Annotated in this window: 15 protein-coding genes; 9 read left to right on the top strand and 6 right to left on the bottom strand. The window is 38.4% G+C overall.

What is annotated here, in order from left to right:
- The first annotated feature begins 46 nt into the window (after positions 1 to 46).
- The 6 genes from ALFOR1_RS06310 to adk all read left to right on the top strand — a co-directional run bounded on the left by ALFOR1_RS06310 (position 47) and on the right by adk (position 6,562).
- Positions 47 to 373: a YbaB/EbfC family nucleoid-associated protein gene (locus ALFOR1_RS06310; RefSeq protein WP_058548860.1), complete on the top strand. Its 327-nt coding sequence runs from the start codon at positions 47 to 49 to the stop codon at positions 371 to 373.
- Positions 374 to 379: 6 nt separating this feature from the next.
- Positions 380 to 988, top strand: a complete 609-nt coding sequence (gene recR, locus ALFOR1_RS06315; protein WP_058548861.1) for a recombination mediator RecR — start codon at positions 380 to 382, stop codon at positions 986 to 988.
- A 134-nt stretch (positions 989 to 1,122) separates the two neighbouring features.
- On the top strand, positions 1,123 to 3,024 hold the full coding sequence (locus ALFOR1_RS06320; RefSeq protein WP_104642397.1) for an MFS transporter: 1,902 nt from the start codon (positions 1,123 to 1,125) through the stop codon (positions 3,022 to 3,024).
- Positions 3,024 to 3,737 carry an RluA family pseudouridine synthase gene (locus ALFOR1_RS06325; protein ID WP_104642398.1) on the top strand — a complete coding sequence of 238 codons (714 nt, stop codon included), beginning with the start codon at positions 3,024 to 3,026 and terminating at the stop codon, positions 3,735 to 3,737. The genes ALFOR1_RS06320 and ALFOR1_RS06325 overlap by 1 nt, the downstream gene beginning before the upstream one ends.
- Positions 3,738 to 3,825: 88 nt before the next feature.
- The gene (htpG, locus tag ALFOR1_RS06330; protein WP_104642399.1) at positions 3,826 to 5,739 is read left to right on the top strand and encodes a molecular chaperone HtpG; all 1,914 of its coding nucleotides are present in this window, start codon (positions 3,826 to 3,828) and stop codon (positions 5,737 to 5,739) included.
- 178 nt (positions 5,740 to 5,917) lie between these two features.
- A complete protein-coding gene (gene adk, locus ALFOR1_RS06335) occupies positions 5,918 to 6,562 on the top strand; it encodes an adenylate kinase (RefSeq protein ID WP_058548865.1) in 645 nt (214 codons plus the stop codon).
- A gap of 86 nt (positions 6,563 to 6,648) precedes the next feature.
- Here adk and tpx read toward each other — a convergent pair whose 3' ends face one another.
- Positions 6,649 to 7,230, bottom strand: coding sequence for a thiol peroxidase (gene tpx / locus ALFOR1_RS06340; RefSeq protein ID WP_104642400.1), 582 nt, complete (start codon positions 7,228 to 7,230; stop codon positions 6,649 to 6,651).
- A 288-nt stretch (positions 7,231 to 7,518) separates the two neighbouring features.
- Here tpx and ALFOR1_RS06345 point away from each other — a divergent pair, with 288 nt between their 5' ends.
- Positions 7,519 to 8,523: a response regulator gene (locus tag ALFOR1_RS06345; RefSeq protein WP_104642401.1), complete on the top strand. Its 1,005-nt coding sequence runs from the start codon at positions 7,519 to 7,521 to the stop codon at positions 8,521 to 8,523.
- A 3-nt stretch (positions 8,524 to 8,526) separates the two neighbouring features.
- Positions 8,527 to 9,498 (top strand): sensor domain-containing diguanylate cyclase, encoded by a 972-nt coding sequence (locus tag ALFOR1_RS06350; protein ID WP_058548868.1) that lies wholly within the window; start codon positions 8,527 to 8,529, stop codon positions 9,496 to 9,498.
- Between the two features lie 23 nt (positions 9,499 to 9,521).
- On the opposite strand, the gene ALFOR1_RS20620 is transcribed toward ALFOR1_RS06350, so the two are convergent.
- The 5 genes from ALFOR1_RS20620 to ALFOR1_RS06370 form a co-directional block, all read right to left on the bottom strand.
- On the bottom strand, positions 9,522 to 9,653 hold the full coding sequence (locus tag ALFOR1_RS20620) for an adenine nucleotide alpha hydrolase family protein (protein ID WP_255318943.1): 132 nt from the start codon (positions 9,651 to 9,653) through the stop codon (positions 9,522 to 9,524).
- 94 nt (positions 9,654 to 9,747) lie between these two features.
- Positions 9,748 to 11,262 carry a SpoVR family protein gene (locus ALFOR1_RS06355; RefSeq protein WP_104642402.1) on the bottom strand — a complete coding sequence of 505 codons (1,515 nt, stop codon included), beginning with the start codon at positions 11,260 to 11,262 and terminating at the stop codon, positions 9,748 to 9,750.
- A gap of 19 nt (positions 11,263 to 11,281) precedes the next feature.
- Entirely contained in the window at positions 11,282 to 12,565 is a 1,284-nt protein-coding gene (locus ALFOR1_RS06360) for a YeaH/YhbH family protein (protein ID WP_104642403.1), read from the bottom strand.
- Positions 12,566 to 12,596: 31 nt separating this feature from the next.
- Positions 12,597 to 14,519: a PrkA family serine protein kinase gene (locus ALFOR1_RS06365; RefSeq protein WP_058548871.1), complete on the bottom strand. Its 1,923-nt coding sequence runs from the start codon at positions 14,517 to 14,519 to the stop codon at positions 12,597 to 12,599.
- Between the two features lie 208 nt (positions 14,520 to 14,727).
- Positions 14,728 to 15,309, bottom strand: coding sequence for a superoxide dismutase (locus tag ALFOR1_RS06370; protein ID WP_058549160.1), 582 nt, complete (start codon positions 15,307 to 15,309; stop codon positions 14,728 to 14,730).
- A 267-nt stretch (positions 15,310 to 15,576) separates the two neighbouring features.
- On the opposite strand from ALFOR1_RS06370, the gene ALFOR1_RS06375 reads away from it, so the two are divergent.
- Positions 15,577 to 15,915 carry a Grx4 family monothiol glutaredoxin gene (locus ALFOR1_RS06375; RefSeq protein ID WP_058548872.1) on the top strand — a complete coding sequence of 113 codons (339 nt, stop codon included), beginning with the start codon at positions 15,577 to 15,579 and terminating at the stop codon, positions 15,913 to 15,915.
- Positions 15,916 to 16,325: the final 410 nt, after the last annotated feature.

Below are 16,325 nucleotides of genomic sequence, written 5' to 3' on the forward strand. Positions count from 1 at the left end.
CCCTTATCTTCATGACAATTAAAGTTTAAAAGAAAGAGAGAAAATTATGTTTAAAGGTGGAATGGGTAACATGATGAAGCAAGCGCAGCAAATGCAAGAGCGCATGCAAAAAGCCCAAGACGAAATCGCAACACTAGAAGTTGTAGGTGAAGCGGGCGCAGGCCTAGTTAAAGTAACTATGCTTGGTAACCATAATGTACGTCGTGTTGAGCTTGATGAAAGTTTAATGGAAGACGACAAAGACATGATTGAAGATTTATTAGCAGCAGCATGTAATGACGCTGTACGACGCGTGGCTGATGAAACACAAGAGCGCATGGGCAAAGTAACTGGCGGTATGCAATTACCACCAGGTATGAAAATGCCGTTTTAAGCAAATATGCAACTTTCAGATAGTTTAACTCAGCTTATTGAAGCATTGCGCTGTCAGCCAGGCATAGGCCCAAAGTCAGCGCAGCGTATTGCCTTTCATTTACTTGAACGCGACCGCAAAGGTGGCACTCAACTTGGTAATGCGCTCACTAAAGCAATGACTGCGGTAGGACATTGTCAATCGTGCCGTACGTTTACAGAACAAGCACAATGTGACATTTGCTTAAGTACTAAACGTCAAGACAGTGGGATTTTGTGTGTTGTTGAATCACCAACAGATGTACTGGCAATTGAGCAAACAGGGCAATATCAAGGTTTATACTTTGTTTTAATGGGACATTTATCACCTATTGATGGTATTGGTCCTAAAGAAATTGGCCTTGATGTACTAGAGCAAAAGCTTTCTCATGGTGGTATAAACGAAGTTATTTTAGCGACTAACCCTACGGTTGAAGGCGAAACAACAGCGCATTATATTGCTCAGCTTTGCCATAAATATAAAGTAGGCGCATCAAGAATTGCTCATGGTATACCTGTCGGTGGTGAGCTCGATTTGGTCGATGGTACCACACTTATGCACGCCTTTAGCGGCCGTCGTGCGGTAATGCAAGACTAAAGCAGCTATTTGAAATTTACTTTAAAAGCCTACATTGTAAAATATGTAGGCTTTTTTTGTTTTTAAAGCAAAACATAAGGTAAGATTAGCGCTTTATATGATTAAGCATTAGTAGCGAGTGACTAAGGGACAAAATGCAAAATAATAAAAAACATCCAAGTGCATTACTAAACAGTAAGCGTTTTCTACCGCTTTTTGTTACGCAGTTTTTATCAGCCATAAACGATAACGTATACAAGCAGTCGGTGCTTATTTTATTGGTTTTTCAAGCGGCAACACTTGCAGACGGTGCATTATATTCGAATATTGCTGCAGGCTTGTTTATTTTACCATTTTTTTTATTTTCTGGTATGGCAGGGCAACTTGCCGAAAAAACAGAAAAATCAAAGCTTATTAGGCTTGTAAAGCTATGCGAAATACCAATTATGGTCATTGGCGCTGCATCAATTTTAACGCAGCAAGTATGGCTAATGCTTGCAACAATATTTTTTATGGGATTGCAAAGCACCTTTTTTGGCCCATTAAAATATTCAATATTACCTCAACATGTTGCTCCAAACGAGCTCACTAAAGCAAATGGTTTAGTGGAGTCGGGTACGTTTGTGGCAATTTTATTAGGGACTATATTTGGTACTTATTTTATTACTCAAACAGTGGGTCCTGTTGTAATAAGTATTGCAGTATTGGTACTGGCTACACTTGGGTATTTTAGTAGCCGCTTTATACCGGTAAGTGAAGCGAATGAGCCTAACTTGCACTTTACGTACAATATTTTTTCGTCAACTAAAAATGTATTTAAAGCGCTTAATGCACAAACAGAATCTGTGGGTAAATCTGTTTTAGGGATCAGTTGGTTTTGGCTTATAGGCGCTATTATTTTAACCGCACTACCAAATTACGTTAAACATGTGATGGGCGGCGATGAATTAGTAGTAACCAGTGCGTTGGTGGTCTTTTCTTTAAGTATTGCAATTGGTTCTCTGCTGTGTGAAAAGCTTTCACGCTCTCGTATTGAGCTTGGTATTGTGCCATTTGGGGCTATTTTAATAACGCTTTTTTTGTATTTATTAAGCCAAGAACCAGCAATTGAGACGTACATTACTCCAAGTGAAAACTTATTAACCCTTAAGCAAGTTTTAAATACTGGCGATATGATCTGGCATTTTATTTGGATGGCTGGAATTGGTATTGCTTCAGGTTTTTATACAGTGCCGCTGTATGCGTTAATTCAGCAGCGTACTGAGGAGTCGAGCCGATCACGCGTCATTGCCGCTAATAATGTTCTTAATGCATTGTTTATGGTTGGCAGCGCTATCTTAAGTATTATTACGCTGTCTGTTCTTAAGTGGCATATTTCATCACTACTTTTATTACTCGCAGGTCTTAACTTACTTATTTCAATACATATTTATACTAAAGTGCCTGAGTTTTTCTTACGCTTTGTTATTTATATATTAGCGATATGTATGTATCGCGTACGTACAAAATGTGAGGTTAATATTCCATCTGAAGGGGCTGCGGTGATTGTTTCAAACCACGTTAGCTTTGTAGATTGGATGTTTATTTTAGCTGCTTCACCAAGGCCTATACGCTTTATGGTATTTGCGCCTATTTATTATTCTCCTGCTTTACATTGGCTATTTAAAATGGCCAAAGCAATTCCAATAAATAGCGAAAAAACAAACCCAGAAGCGTTTAAAAAAGCGTTTGATGATGTAGCCAGTGCACTTGAGCGCGGCGAGCTTGTGGGCATATTTCCAGAAGGGAAATTAACTAGCGACGGTTCAATTGATATGTTTAGGCGTGGCATTGAGCGTATTATTGAACGCTCACCCGTGCCTGTTATTCCTGTGCACTTAGGTGGATTATGGGGCAGTGTGTTTAGCCGTAAAGCTAAGTGGCAATTACCTCGATTAAAGTACTCTTTAGTATCGGTTACAGCAGGTGAGCCAATAGCAGCAGATAAAGTGACTGCCGATAATTTACGCGAGCAAGTATTGGCTTTAAAAGCGCTGCATTCCAAAGATATTGATTAATGGTTGAACCTTTGAGTGCGCCTCATACAATTGTTGATAATTTTATAGCGCCCAAGTGCCATGAAGCTATTAAAATACTTTATCAAGATGATGCTATTTTGATTATTAATAAACCCAGTGGATTATTAAGTTTATCTGGGAAGAATCCACTTAACTGGGACTCAGTACACTACCGGTTAGTAAATGGTCAAAAAGGATTAACAGCGGCCTTTCCTGAGGCTAAATTACCGCATCGGCTAGATTTTGGCACATCAGGTATTATGATTGTTGGGTTAAATGCCTCTGCGTCTAAGCATTTAAATAAACAGTTTCAAAGTCGAGCAATACAAAAGCGTTATTTAGCGATGCTAGAAGGAAGTGTGACTACCTTGCAAGGTGAAATAAATTTGCCTATAGCAAAAGACAAAGAGCGCTTTCCTTTAGTCAAAATATGCAAAACCACAGGTAAAGAAGCAATTAGTAAATACACAGTGCTCAAAAGGTTATTAAAGCCTGAACGTACATTTGTGCAATTTACACCTATTACAGGACGTACGCATCAACTACGTATTCATAGTGATGCAATAGGACACCCAATTTTAGGGTGTGATTTATATAAAAGTAAGCGCAGTGAACAAATGGCTGAACGTTTATTGCTACATGCCAGTGACGTATTTTTTGATCACCCAATAACAGGGCTTCCTTTTCATGCAAAGTGTCCGTGCCCGTTTTAATCTTTTTTAAACTTTTCCCTTGAAGTTGATTCACCTCACCCCATATTAAGTGCATAACGCAGACACTTTGCAAATTGGAGATACATAAATGACTGCAGCACAAAAAGAAACATTAGGCTTTCAAACAGAAGTAAAACAATTATTAAACTTAATGATTCACTCTCTTTATTCTAATAAAGAGATATTTTTACGTGAACTTGTATCAAACGCATCTGATGCGGCAGACAAGTTACGCTTTTTAGCACTTTCAAATGGCGACCTTTACCAAGGTGATGCTGACTTACATGTACGTATTAGCGCCGATAAAGAAGCAAATACAATTACAATTTCTGATAACGGTATTGGTATGACCCGTGATGAAGTGATTAACTCGTTAGGCACAATTGCAAAGTCAGGGACTGCTGAGTTTTTCAAAAACTTAACGGGCGATCAAAGTAAAGATTCACAGTTAATTGGTCAATTTGGTGTTGGTTTTTACTCAGCTTTTATCGTTGCTGATTTAGTGACGGTTCGTACGCGTAAAGCCGGTGAAACAACGGCTTACGAGTGGGAATCACAAGGTGAAGGCGAATACACGCTTCAAGAAATTGAAAAAGAAAGTCGTGGTACCGACATTATTTTACATCTTCGTGATGAAGAAAAAGAATTTGCTGATGATTACCGCCTGCGTGGCATAGTAACTAAATACTCTGATCATATTTCAACACCTGTGCAAATGTACAAAGCAGAAGTACCAGAGTCTGAAGGTGAAGACGGCGAAAAAATTCCAGCAGTACCTGGTGAGTGGGAAAGTATTAACCGCGCAACAGCATTATGGACACGTGACAAATCAGAAATTTCTGATGAAGAATACAAAGAGTTTTACAAGCACGTAAGCCACGACTGGGAAGATCCACTTAGCTGGGGACATAATAAGGTTGAAGGTAAAACTGAATACACCAGCCTTTTATACATTCCTAAAAAAGCGCCTTTCGATTTATGGAATCGTGACCGTCAAAGTGGTTTAAAACTTTATGTACAACGCGTATTTGTAATGGATGATGCTGAGCAGTTTATGCCAAGCTACTTACGTTTTGTAAAAGGTTTATTAGATTCAAACGATTTACCACTAAACGTATCTCGCGAAATTTTACAAGACAACAAAGTAACACAAGCTATTCGTAAAGGGTGTACATCGCGCATTATCAAAATGCTTGAGCGTATGGCTAAAAACAAAGCTGATGACTACCAAGTGTTTTGGAATGAATTTGGCCAAGTAATGAAAGAAGGTCCAGCGGAAGACGCAGCAAATAAAGAAGCTATTTGTAAGTTATTACGCTTTTCTTCAACTCATACTGATTCAGAAACGCAAGATGTATCGCTTGAGCAATACGTTGAGCGCATGAATGAAGGCCAAGACAAGATTTATTATGTAGTGGCTGACACTTTCACTTCGGCTAAGAACTCTCCACATTTAGAGATTTTCCGTAAGAAAGGCATCGAAGTATTACTACTAAGTGACCGAGTTGATGAGTGGATGATGAGCCACCTGACTGAATTTGCTGATAAGCAGCTTCAATCAATTACGCGTGGTGATTTAGACTTAGGTAAGCTTGACGACGAAGAAACTAAAAAAGCACAAGAAGAGTCTGAAAAAGAAATGGCAGGCCTTGTTGAGCGCATTAAAACATCGCTAGGTGATGATGTAAAAGACGTGCGCTTTACGCACCGTTTAACAGATTCTCCAGCGTGTGTTGTAAGTGATGACAATGATATGAGCTCACAAATGCAAAAGCTAATGGAATCTGTGGGTCAAGCAGCACCAGAGGCAAAACCGGTGTTTGAACTAAACCCAGAACACCAACTTGTTAAGCATTTAAATGATGAACAAGACGAAGATAAATTTGCACAGTGGTCACATGTTCTACTAGACCAAGCATTGCTTGCTGAGCGTGGTACATTAAAAGATCCAACAGGATTTGTTACACGCCTAAATAAACTTATGTTAGAACTTAGCAAGTAATTGCTGATTGGCTAAGTAAATAAAAGTACAAAGTTTGTACACATTTAAAAAGGAAGCGTTTGCTTCCTTTTTTTATGCGCTGCAAAGTAGGCAATTAGTATAAGTTACTTGAGTATCAGCGGCGCTTGTGGAAGAATTCAGGCTTTAAAAATAAACTTCCATACTAGGGGACAATGATATGCGCATTATTCTTTTGGGCGCGCCGGGTGCTGGTAAAGGTACTCAAGCTCAGTTTTTAATGGACAAGTACGGTATTCCACAAATTTCTACTGGCGATATGCTTCGCGCAGCTATTAAAGAAGGCACACCACTGGGTCTTGAAGCAAAAAAAGTAATGGATGCAGGTCAGTTAATTTCTGACGATATCATTATCGGTTTAGTTAAAGAGCGTATTGCTAAAGCTGATTGTGAAAAAGGTTTTTTACTTGATGGTTTCCCACGCACTATTCCACAAGCAGATGCAATGAAAGAAAATGGCGTAGTGGTTGATCACGTTATTGAATTTGATGTGGCTGATGAAGTAATTGTAGAACGTATGGGCGGACGTCGTGTACACCCAGGCTCAGGTCGTGTTTACCATGTAGTTTACAACCCACCAAAGGTTGAAGGTAAAGACAACGAAACAGGCGAAGACTTAATTGTTCGCGCAGACGATACTGAAGAAACAGTACGTAAACGTTTAGGCATTTATCATGAGCAAACTATGCCATTAGTTGATTACTACCAAGCTGAAGCTGCTGCAGGTAACACGCAGTACCACAAACTTGACGGTACACAAGCCGTTGAAGTTGTGAGCGCACAGTTAGGTGAGCTTTTAGGTTAATTTAAAGCGCACTAAAAAACCGCCAAATGGCGGTTTTTTGTTTTTACTAATCCGCAATAATACTTAATTAAGCTAATTGGTAAAAATTAAAGTGTTTTAAGCTTTTCAATCACACTATCGTATTCTGGCTCTGTAGATAGGCTGCTTACTAGCTGTTTATAAATAACAGTATGACTCTTATCTAAAACAAATACTGAGCGCGTTAACAGACCCATATCTTTAATAATTAAACCATATTTTTGACCAAAGTCACGCCATACCGAGTCAGACAGCGCAGTAACTTTGTCTATATTTTCAGCTTTACAAAATCGTTTTTGAGCAAAAGGTAAATCTGCACTAATTGTAAGCATTGCTACACCCGGAAATTGCGCGGCGACTTTTTCGTTAAAATGTTTAGTTTGTAAACTACAAATACCGGTATCAAGACTTGGCACTACACTTATTAGTACGGCTTGGCCTTTATAATCCTCAAGCGTTACAGGAATAAAGCTGCCATCAACCACTTTAAAGTTCGGTGCGCTATCACCCACAGCGACCCCGTTACCTAATAAAGTGACAGGCTTACCTTGTGCCGACACTTTTCCTGCATCAAGCGTGTTTTCTGGGTAATCGGCAGCAATAGCAACAGAGCAAAATGCACTCAATGCAAACACAACGGAACGAAACATAGGGTATTTCCTTTTAAATTAACGCAATAGGTGTCAGTGTATTATACTGCGTAATAGTAACCAAGTGATTATGTAGCTCTTTAGCGGCTTGCTTTGAGATTTAAACTTTGTTTAATCTTGCAAGTTAAGCACGTACTTATGGACTCGGAATTAATTCTGTAATATAAAAATTGTAACCAAGACAATCTTTGATTAACATGAAGTTACAAAATATATCTTTAATAAAAAAAACAATAGCCTTTATAAATCATTTTGATGCTCATAACGGGTTTAAAACAGAGAGATAGTATGTCAACAACGGTATTAATATGTGATGACTCAAAATTAGCGAGACGCCAATTAGCTCGTTCATTACCTGAAGATTGGGATATTAAGGTTGAATTTGCACTGGATGGCGTTGATTGCATAAAACAAATTAAACTAATCCAACCAGAAATACTGTTTTTGGATTTGAATATGCCTGAAATGGATGGGTACGAAGTTCTCATCGCGATGAAAGAGCAAGGCTTAAACATTCTTACTGTTGTTGTCTCCGGAGATATACAGCCAAGCGCGCATCAACGCGTTCTTGAACTTGGTGCAATCGACTTCATACAAAAACCTTGCTCTGCTGAAAAACTCGCCCATATTATTGAACACCACGGAATTAAAGATAAGGCAATGCGTGAGCGACTATCTCATTCATTAGGTGAGCAAGTTGACCCTGATGTACGAGATATATATCAAGAGCTGACCAACGTTGCTATGGGCCAAGCTGGTGACTTATTAGCTCGTCTACTAAAGGTATTTGTAGAGTTGCCAATTCCAAATGTGAACATTTTAGAAGTTAATGAGCTTGATATGGCGCTTCAGTCTATTGATAACAATGCTGCTACCTCGGGTGTGTGCCAAGGCTTTATTGGTGGTGGAGTGTCTGGTGAAGCATTATTACTACTAAATGACTCTAGCTTTAAAGAAATTGCCTCACTGATGAATTACGACGGCGAGCTAAACGATAAGGTTGAGCTTGAGCTCCTTATGGATATTAGTAATATTTTGATAGGTGCAATTTTAACAGGCCTTTCAAAGCAGCTTGATATGTCATTTAGCCAAGGGCACCCAATAGTACTTGGGCAGCACAGAGATGTGTCTGATTTAGTAAAATCAAACAAATCACGTTGGCAACGCACGCTAGCGATAGAAATAAGTTACGGTATTGAAAACCATGATATAAATTGCGACCTCATGCTGTTATTTACTGAAGATTCACTTAAAACTTTGAAATTCAAAGTTGCTTACCTATTAGAAGATTAAGTTATGGCCGCTGATTTAGAAATGAATGAGATCCATTGGTTAATGGATATGTTTAATACTGTAGATGTAGGCCTTGTGGTACTCGATAGGGATTATAAGGTATGTGTATGGAATGGTTTTATGGAAAATCATTCTGGGCTACTTCCTAGTGCCGTTAAAGATAAAGACTTATTTGATTTATTTCCTGCAATAGACGAAAAATGGTTTAGAAGTAAATCAGAATCTGTATTTGTACTAAAAAATCGCTCTTTTACTATTTGGGAGCAGCAACCTTATATTTTCCGCTTTAAAAATTACCGACCAATCACGGGTAAAGCAGATTATATGTATCAAAATGCCACGTTTATTCCTCTTACGAATACGATGGGTGAAGTGAGTCATATTTGTATAATTTTGTACGATGTAACAGATATAGCCGTAAATAAAAAAGAGCTCGAAGAGTTAAATAGAAAGCTTGAGCAGGTTAGTCAAACTGATAGTCTTACTCAGCTTTCAAACCGTGGGCATTGGGAAGGTACACTTCGCCAAGAATTTTTAAGAGTGAAGCGAAGTGGGGGATGCAGCACTTTATTAATGTTTGATATTGATCACTTTAAAAAAATTAATGATGAATATGGCCACAGCTGTGGTGATGAAGCACTTCGTCATCTATGTGACTTACTGAGAACAACACTTCGAGAAACAGATATAGCAGGGCGCTATGGCGGTGAAGAGTTTGTAGTTACTTTACTGGACACAGATAAAGATGGCGCGACAATATTTGCTGAGCGTTTAAGAGCATTAATTGAATCAACGCCTGTAAAATATAAACACTTTGAAATACAGATGACCATTAGTATAGGCTTTGCCGGTAGCAGTAATGACTTTAAAAATCATGAACGTTGGATTGAAGCTGCTGACAAAGCGCTTTACCACTCAAAGGACTCTGGTCGAAATAAAGTGACCGCCTATGTAGATATAAAAAATGACACTTAAGCGTCATTTTTTAAGATTTGTTGTTAAAGTGGCGGTAAAACCAAAACATCAGTTTTAATGAGTTTCATCATTTTCTCTGCAGTATTATCAATCAACGTATTTTTAATACCTAAGTTTCCTACAGATCCAATAATGACTAAATCGGCATCAGGCATAGCCCCTAGTCTTGGAAAAACTTGGTCTGCTAAGCCCGCTTTACTTACATAATCGACTGAGACAACGAATACAAAAAGCTTTTTATTATTATATTCACTCTGTTATATGGCGTGAATCATCGTTTGGGCATTGCTCTAGTATTGATACGTCACCAGTATTTGACTCTTGCTCCAGCTTTACCTTAAAGCCCCATAGTCTGTAAAGGTGTTTTAGTACTTCCTCATGAGAGTTTGCAAGTGGGATTTTATTATGCGGAACGTATCTTAGCGTTAAAGATCGATTGCCTCTAATATCAACGTCATATACTTGAATGTTTGGTTCAAGATTACTCAAATTGTATTGTGCAGAAAGAGCTTCTCTCACTGCTTTATAGCCACTATCATCATGAATAGCACCTACTTCTAAGTGTGAGCTATTAGCATGATCAACGATAGTAAATAGCTTAAATTCACGTATGAGCTTAGGTGATAAAAACTGACTAATGAAGCTCTCATCTTTAAAGTTTTCCATAGCAAAATGTAAGGTGTCTAACCAATTGCTCCCTGCATATTCAGGAAACCAACGTTTGTCTTCATCTGTAGGGTTTTCACAAATACGGCGAATATCAACCATCATATTAAAGCCTAGAGCATATGGGTTAATACCTGAATAATAATTACTATTGTAAGGTGGCTGATAAACTACATTAGTATGGCTTTGTAAAAACTCAAGCATAAAGGCATCGCTTAGTTTTCCTTCATCGTATAGATGATTCAAGATAGTGTAATGCCAAAAAGTGGCCCAGCCTTCGTTCATTACTTGGGTTTGCTTTTGCGGGTAAAAGTATTGCGAAATTTTACGCACTATACGGATTATTTCACGTTGCCAAGAACCCAAAAGAGGGGCGTTTTTTTCAATAAAATATAATATATTTTCTTGGGGCTCTTGCGGAAAATGCTTCTCCTGCTTTTTTGCTTCCTGTTGTTGAACAGGTATAGTCCGCCATAGCTCGTTAACTTGAGATTGCATATAATCTTCACGTTCTTGCTGGCGCTTCTGCTCTTCAAATAATGATATTTGTTGCGGGCGTTTATATCTATCTACACCGTAATTCATTAAAGCATGGCATGAGTCGAGCAGCGATTCTACCTCACTAATACCGTATTTTTCTTCACAACGACTAATATAATTTTTAGCAAATACTAAGTAATCAATAATTGATCCCGCATCAGTCCAGGTTTTAAATAAATAGTTACCTTTAAAAAATGAGTTATGACCATAACAGGCATGTGCCATAACTAGAGCCTGCATGGGCAGGGTATTTTCTTCCATTAAATACGCAATACATGGATCAGAGTTAATCACTATTTCGTAGGCTAAGCCCATTTGCCCGCGTTTATAGTTTTGCTCTGTCTGAATAAACTTTTTACCATATGACCAATGACTGTAGCCTAAAGGCATACCTACACTTGAGTATGCATCCATCATTTGTTCGGCGCTAATAACTTCAATTTGATTAGGGTAGGTATCTAACCGGTAGTGCTCTGCAACGCGAGCAATTTCTGTTTGGTACTCGTGTAATAAGTCAAAGGTCCAATCGGGGCCATCATTAATACGTTTATTACTCATATTATTACCTCGCTTAGGCTTATGCTGTACCTTGCTGTTGGCGGCTCTTTTTAAATAGCTCCCTAAATATAGGGTAAATGTCTTCGACACCTTGAATGTGTTGTATAGCAAAATTATTGTGGCTTTGTGTTATGCCCTCGTATTCACGCCATAGACTTTGATGAGCACGCGTTGTAATTTCAATATAGGCGAAATACCTAACTGCTTTTAAAAGCTTGTTCCGTAATATTTGCCCACAGTGAGGGGTATCATCAGCCCAGTTATCGCCATCGGATGCTTGTGCAGCATATATATTCCATTGCTCAGCGTCGTAACGATCTTTTATTATTTCATTCATTAACTTAAGTGCACTTGAAACGATGGTGCCACCTGTTTCTTGCGAATAAAAAAACTCTTGCTCGTCTACTTCCTTTGCTTGTGTATGATGGCGAATATATACCACCTCAATATCTTTATAGCTGCGTGTTAAAAACTGATACAGCAAAATATAAAAGCGTTTAGCCATATCTTTTGTGGCTTGGTCCATAGAGCCAGATACATCCATAATACAAAACATGACCGCTTTGCTGGTGGGGTGAGGGCGTTTTTCATAATTACGAAAGCGCAAATCATAATTGTCTATAAATGGCACATTTTTAATTTGTTGTTTTAATAATTTAATATCCTCTTGCAGTAATGCAATAACCGCTTTATCGCTTTGAGGTTGCTCAAGCTCCATTGCAAGCTGCCCTTCAAGCTCTGCGAGTCGCCTTTTTTTACCCGCATTCATAGCTACTCTTCGGGCTAGGGAGCCTTGAAGTGAGCGCACTATATCTATATTACTGGGCATGCCATCGCTACAAAAACCAGCACGATGCGTTTTCATTTGTACTAGTTTATCAAGTTGATTTTCTTGCAAATTAGGCAGTTCTAAATCTTCAAATAGTAAATCTAGGTATTCATCTTTTGATATAGAAAATACAAACTCATCTTGCCCCTCGCCAGAATCACTCGCATCGCCATCTCCTGCGCCACCACCTTGGCCACTTTTAGGGCGTTCAATTTTATCTCCTGTAGAGAATTGATCATTCCCCGGGTGAATTTGCTCTCTATTTCCTCCTCTGCCTTGATGAAAGGTAGGCTCGCTGATATCACGCTGCGGAATAGAAATACTTTCACCAGAGCTTGAGTCGGTGACACTGCGTTTGTTTATTGCATCTGACACAGCTTCTTTAATTTGCTTTTTATAGCGCCTAATAAAGCGCTGGCGATTGAGCGTACTTTTGTTTTTTCCGTTTAAACGCCTATCAATAAAATTCGCCATAATGACCTCCTAAAAACTACAAATATGAAGGCTATTGCGACTTTCTAACTCGTAAATACCATTCAGAAAGCAAGCGAACTTGTTTTTGTGTATAGCCTTTTTCGACCATACGGTTTACAAAGTCTTCGTGTTTTTGTTGATCTTCCGCTGATGTTTTAGTGTTAAACGAAATAACGGGTAGTAAGTCTTCTGTATTTGAGAACATTTTCTTCTCAATGACAGTGCGTAACTTTTCGTAACTGGTCCACAGTGGGTTTTTACCGTTATTATGGGCACGAGCGCGAAGTACAAAGTTAACTATTTCGTTTCTAAAATCTTTAGGATTAGAAATACCGGCTGATTTTTCAATTTTTTCAAGCTCTGCATTAAGTGCTGCACGGTCAAATAGTTGGCCTGTATCTGGATCACGGTATTCTTGGTCTTGAATCCAAAAATCAGCATAAATAACATAGCGGTCAAAAATATTTTGGCCGTATTCAGAATAAGACTCTAAATATGCGGTTTGTAGTTCTTTGCCAATAAACTCTACATATTGTGGTATTAAATAGCCTTTTAAAAAGCTTAAGTAGCGCTCTTCAACTTCGCTACTAAATTGCTCTCGTTCAATTTGTTGCTCTAGCACATAAAATAAATGTACAGGATTAGCTGCAACTTCAGTGGTGTCAAAATTAAACACACGGGACAAAATTTTAAACGCAAAACGGGTAGAGAGCCCCGTCATGCCTTCATCAACACCTGCGTAGTCGCGATATTCTTGGTAAGATTTTGCTTTAGGATCTGTGTCTTTTAAGGTTTCACCATCATATACCCGCATTTTTGAATAAATACTCGAGTTCTCAGGCTCTTTTAATCGGGATAACGTGGTAAATTGTGCCAGTGTTTTTAGTGTGCCAGGCGCACATGGCGCATTATAAAGCTCGCTATGCTCTAGTAATTTATCGTAAATTTTAATTTCTTCGGTTACACGTAAGCAGTAAGGCACTTTTACAATGTAAACACGATCTAAAAACGCTTCGTTATTTTTATTATTTTTAAACGTTTGCCATTCTGATTCATTAGAATGGGCGAGGATCATGCCATTAAATGGCAGAGCACTAATGCCTTCGGTACCATTATAATTGCCCTCTTGAGTAGCTGTAAGTAAAGGGTGTAGCACTTTAATAGGCGCTTTAAACATTTCTACAAATTCCATTAAACCTTGGTTTGCAAGGCATAATGAACCCGAATAAGCGTATGCATCTGGATCGTTTTGCGCAAAATGCTCAAGTTGGCGAATATCAACCTTACCAACCAATGCAGAAATATCTTGGTTGTTTTCATCTCCAGGCTCGGTTTTGGCAATACCAATTTGGTTTAAAATAGAGGGGTAGCGTTTTACTACTCTAAATTGACTAATATCGCCGTTAAATTCTTTTAATCGTTTGCCAGCCCAAGGTGACATAATCGTTTTTAAATAGCGGGGTTTAATGCCGTATTCTTGCTCAAGGACGCTAGCATCTTCTACCGCATCAAATAAAGATAAAGGGTGGTCGTTAACTGGTGAGCCTTTTATAGAATATATGGGCACTTGTTGCATTAGGTATTTTAGTTTTTCAGCAATAGATGATTTACCGCCGCCAACAGGGCCGAGCAAATAAAGTACTTGTTTACACTCTTCAAGCCCTTGGGCTGCATGTTTTAAATAAGAAACTATTTGTTCAATAGCGTCTTCCATTCCATAAAAGTCTTCAAAGGCAGGGTAGCGTGCTACTACTCTATTGGAAAATAATCGACTTAATCGTGCATCCGTTGCAGTATCAACCATTTGGGGATCGCCTATAGCCATAAGTAAGCGCTCTGGTGCGCTGGCGTAGGCAGACTTATCAGTTTTACAAATCTCAAGGAATTCGCTAATACTGTACTCTTCTTCTTGTGCCGCTTCGTATCGTGCTTGGTAATGCTCAAAAATCGTCATAATAACCTCCGAAACCCGCTAAAAAAGGTGCTTACTGTTTAAAGTCTAGTCACTATTTCGTATTTTTGTGCAATAAAATTAAAAATTTAAGTGAAAAAAGATCATGTTGACCAATTAACGAATTGCCGTCGTATAACACCACTTTTATTAAAAATTGAGCATAAAAAAAGACGCCTAAGCGTCTTTTTAAATTAGCTAAAAGCGCTAATTAAGCGAAGTTTGCGTTTGCAAATTCCCAGTTAACTAGTGACCAGAAACCTTTAAGGTAATCTGGACGCACGTTACGGTAATCGATGTAGTAAGCATGTTCCCATAAATCCACTGTTAGGATTGGAGTAACACCTTCATCTGTTAACGGAGTCGCTGCGTTAGACGTATTTACGATATCTAATGAACCATCAGCAAGTTTAACTAACCAAGTCCAGCTAGAACCGAAGTTGTTAACTGCTTTATCATTTAATGCATCTTTAAACGCATCAAAAGAGCCCCATTTAGCGTTGATTGCATCAGCAACTGCGCCAGTTGGCTCGCCGCCGCCATTTGGAGATAGGCTGTTCCAGTAGAAAGTGTGGTTCCAGATTTGTGCTGCGTTGTTAAATACGCCGCCTTCTGAAGAACATACGATTTCTTCTAGAGATTTGTTTTCAAACTCAGTACCAGGAATTAAACCATTAAGTTTAACAACATAAGTGTTGTGGTGTTTACCGTGGTGAAACTCTAGAGTTTCTTTTGAAATATGTGGCTCAAGTGCATCGATTGCATATGGTAGTGACGGTAGTTCAAATGCCATTTTTCTATCTCCATCTTCTTTTGGTTGATAATCCGTTTGGTTATACGTAATGCCTGTACAAACAGGCCACTTACCTATACCAACCGGGAATATAGTGTTACTATAATTGTTGAGTATTTTACTCAAGTTTTAGCAAACAGCAATGCTATTGCTAAAGACTATTTCAATTGCGGCTTTATTTGCCCATTTTAAGTTATATATCTGTGGTCACAATGATTTATTTTCAAGGCCTAGGTATATTCAGCTATCGTCATTTTGAGGTTGTAGATGGAAACCATTGATAAAATTAAACAGCAGATTTCAGAAAACCCAATAATCCTTTACATGAAAGGGTCACCTAAATTACCAAATTGTGGTTTTTCTTCACAAGCGTCACAAGCTCTAATGTCGTGTGGCGAACCATTTGCATATGTTGATATTTTACTTAATCCAGACATTCGTGCTGAACTTCCAGCATACGCAAATTGGCCTACGTTCCCACAACTATGGGTAGAAGGCGAGTTAGTTGGTGGTTGTGACATTATCATCGAAATGTTCCAACGCGGTGAGTTACAGCCGCTAGTTGCAGAAACAGCAGCTAAATATAAAGAAGCTGACGCAGAGTAATAGTTACTTTGCTAAATTACTAAAGCCACGTTAAACGTGGCTTTTTTGTATGTGAAATATAGCTACTACTTATACCTGCCTTTTATCATGAATAATTGATCATATACCTCACTGTAATAATTCATCACTTCAGCTAGAGTGCGTTCGGTACCTTAAGCAATCTTATATCGAGTTTAAATAATCCCACGTTGTAGTTATATATTATTAGGTTCGGGTCTAGTTAGATAAAAATGCACTAAAAGCGTAGTAAAACAGACGCAAATTTTAATAACTATACTCATGAATGCTTAAAAGTCGTTATCATAATCCTTAAATTTCCTAAAACCTCACTAAACTATCTAAATGTTAACTGAATTACACGCACGGTAGTGAATATTTATTCAATACATTGCTTGCTTACGTTTACGTAA

The sequence above is a fragment of the Pseudoalteromonas carrageenovora IAM 12662 genome (assembly GCF_900239935.1).
Taxonomy (GTDB): domain Bacteria; phylum Pseudomonadota; class Gammaproteobacteria; order Enterobacterales; family Alteromonadaceae; genus Pseudoalteromonas; species Pseudoalteromonas carrageenovora.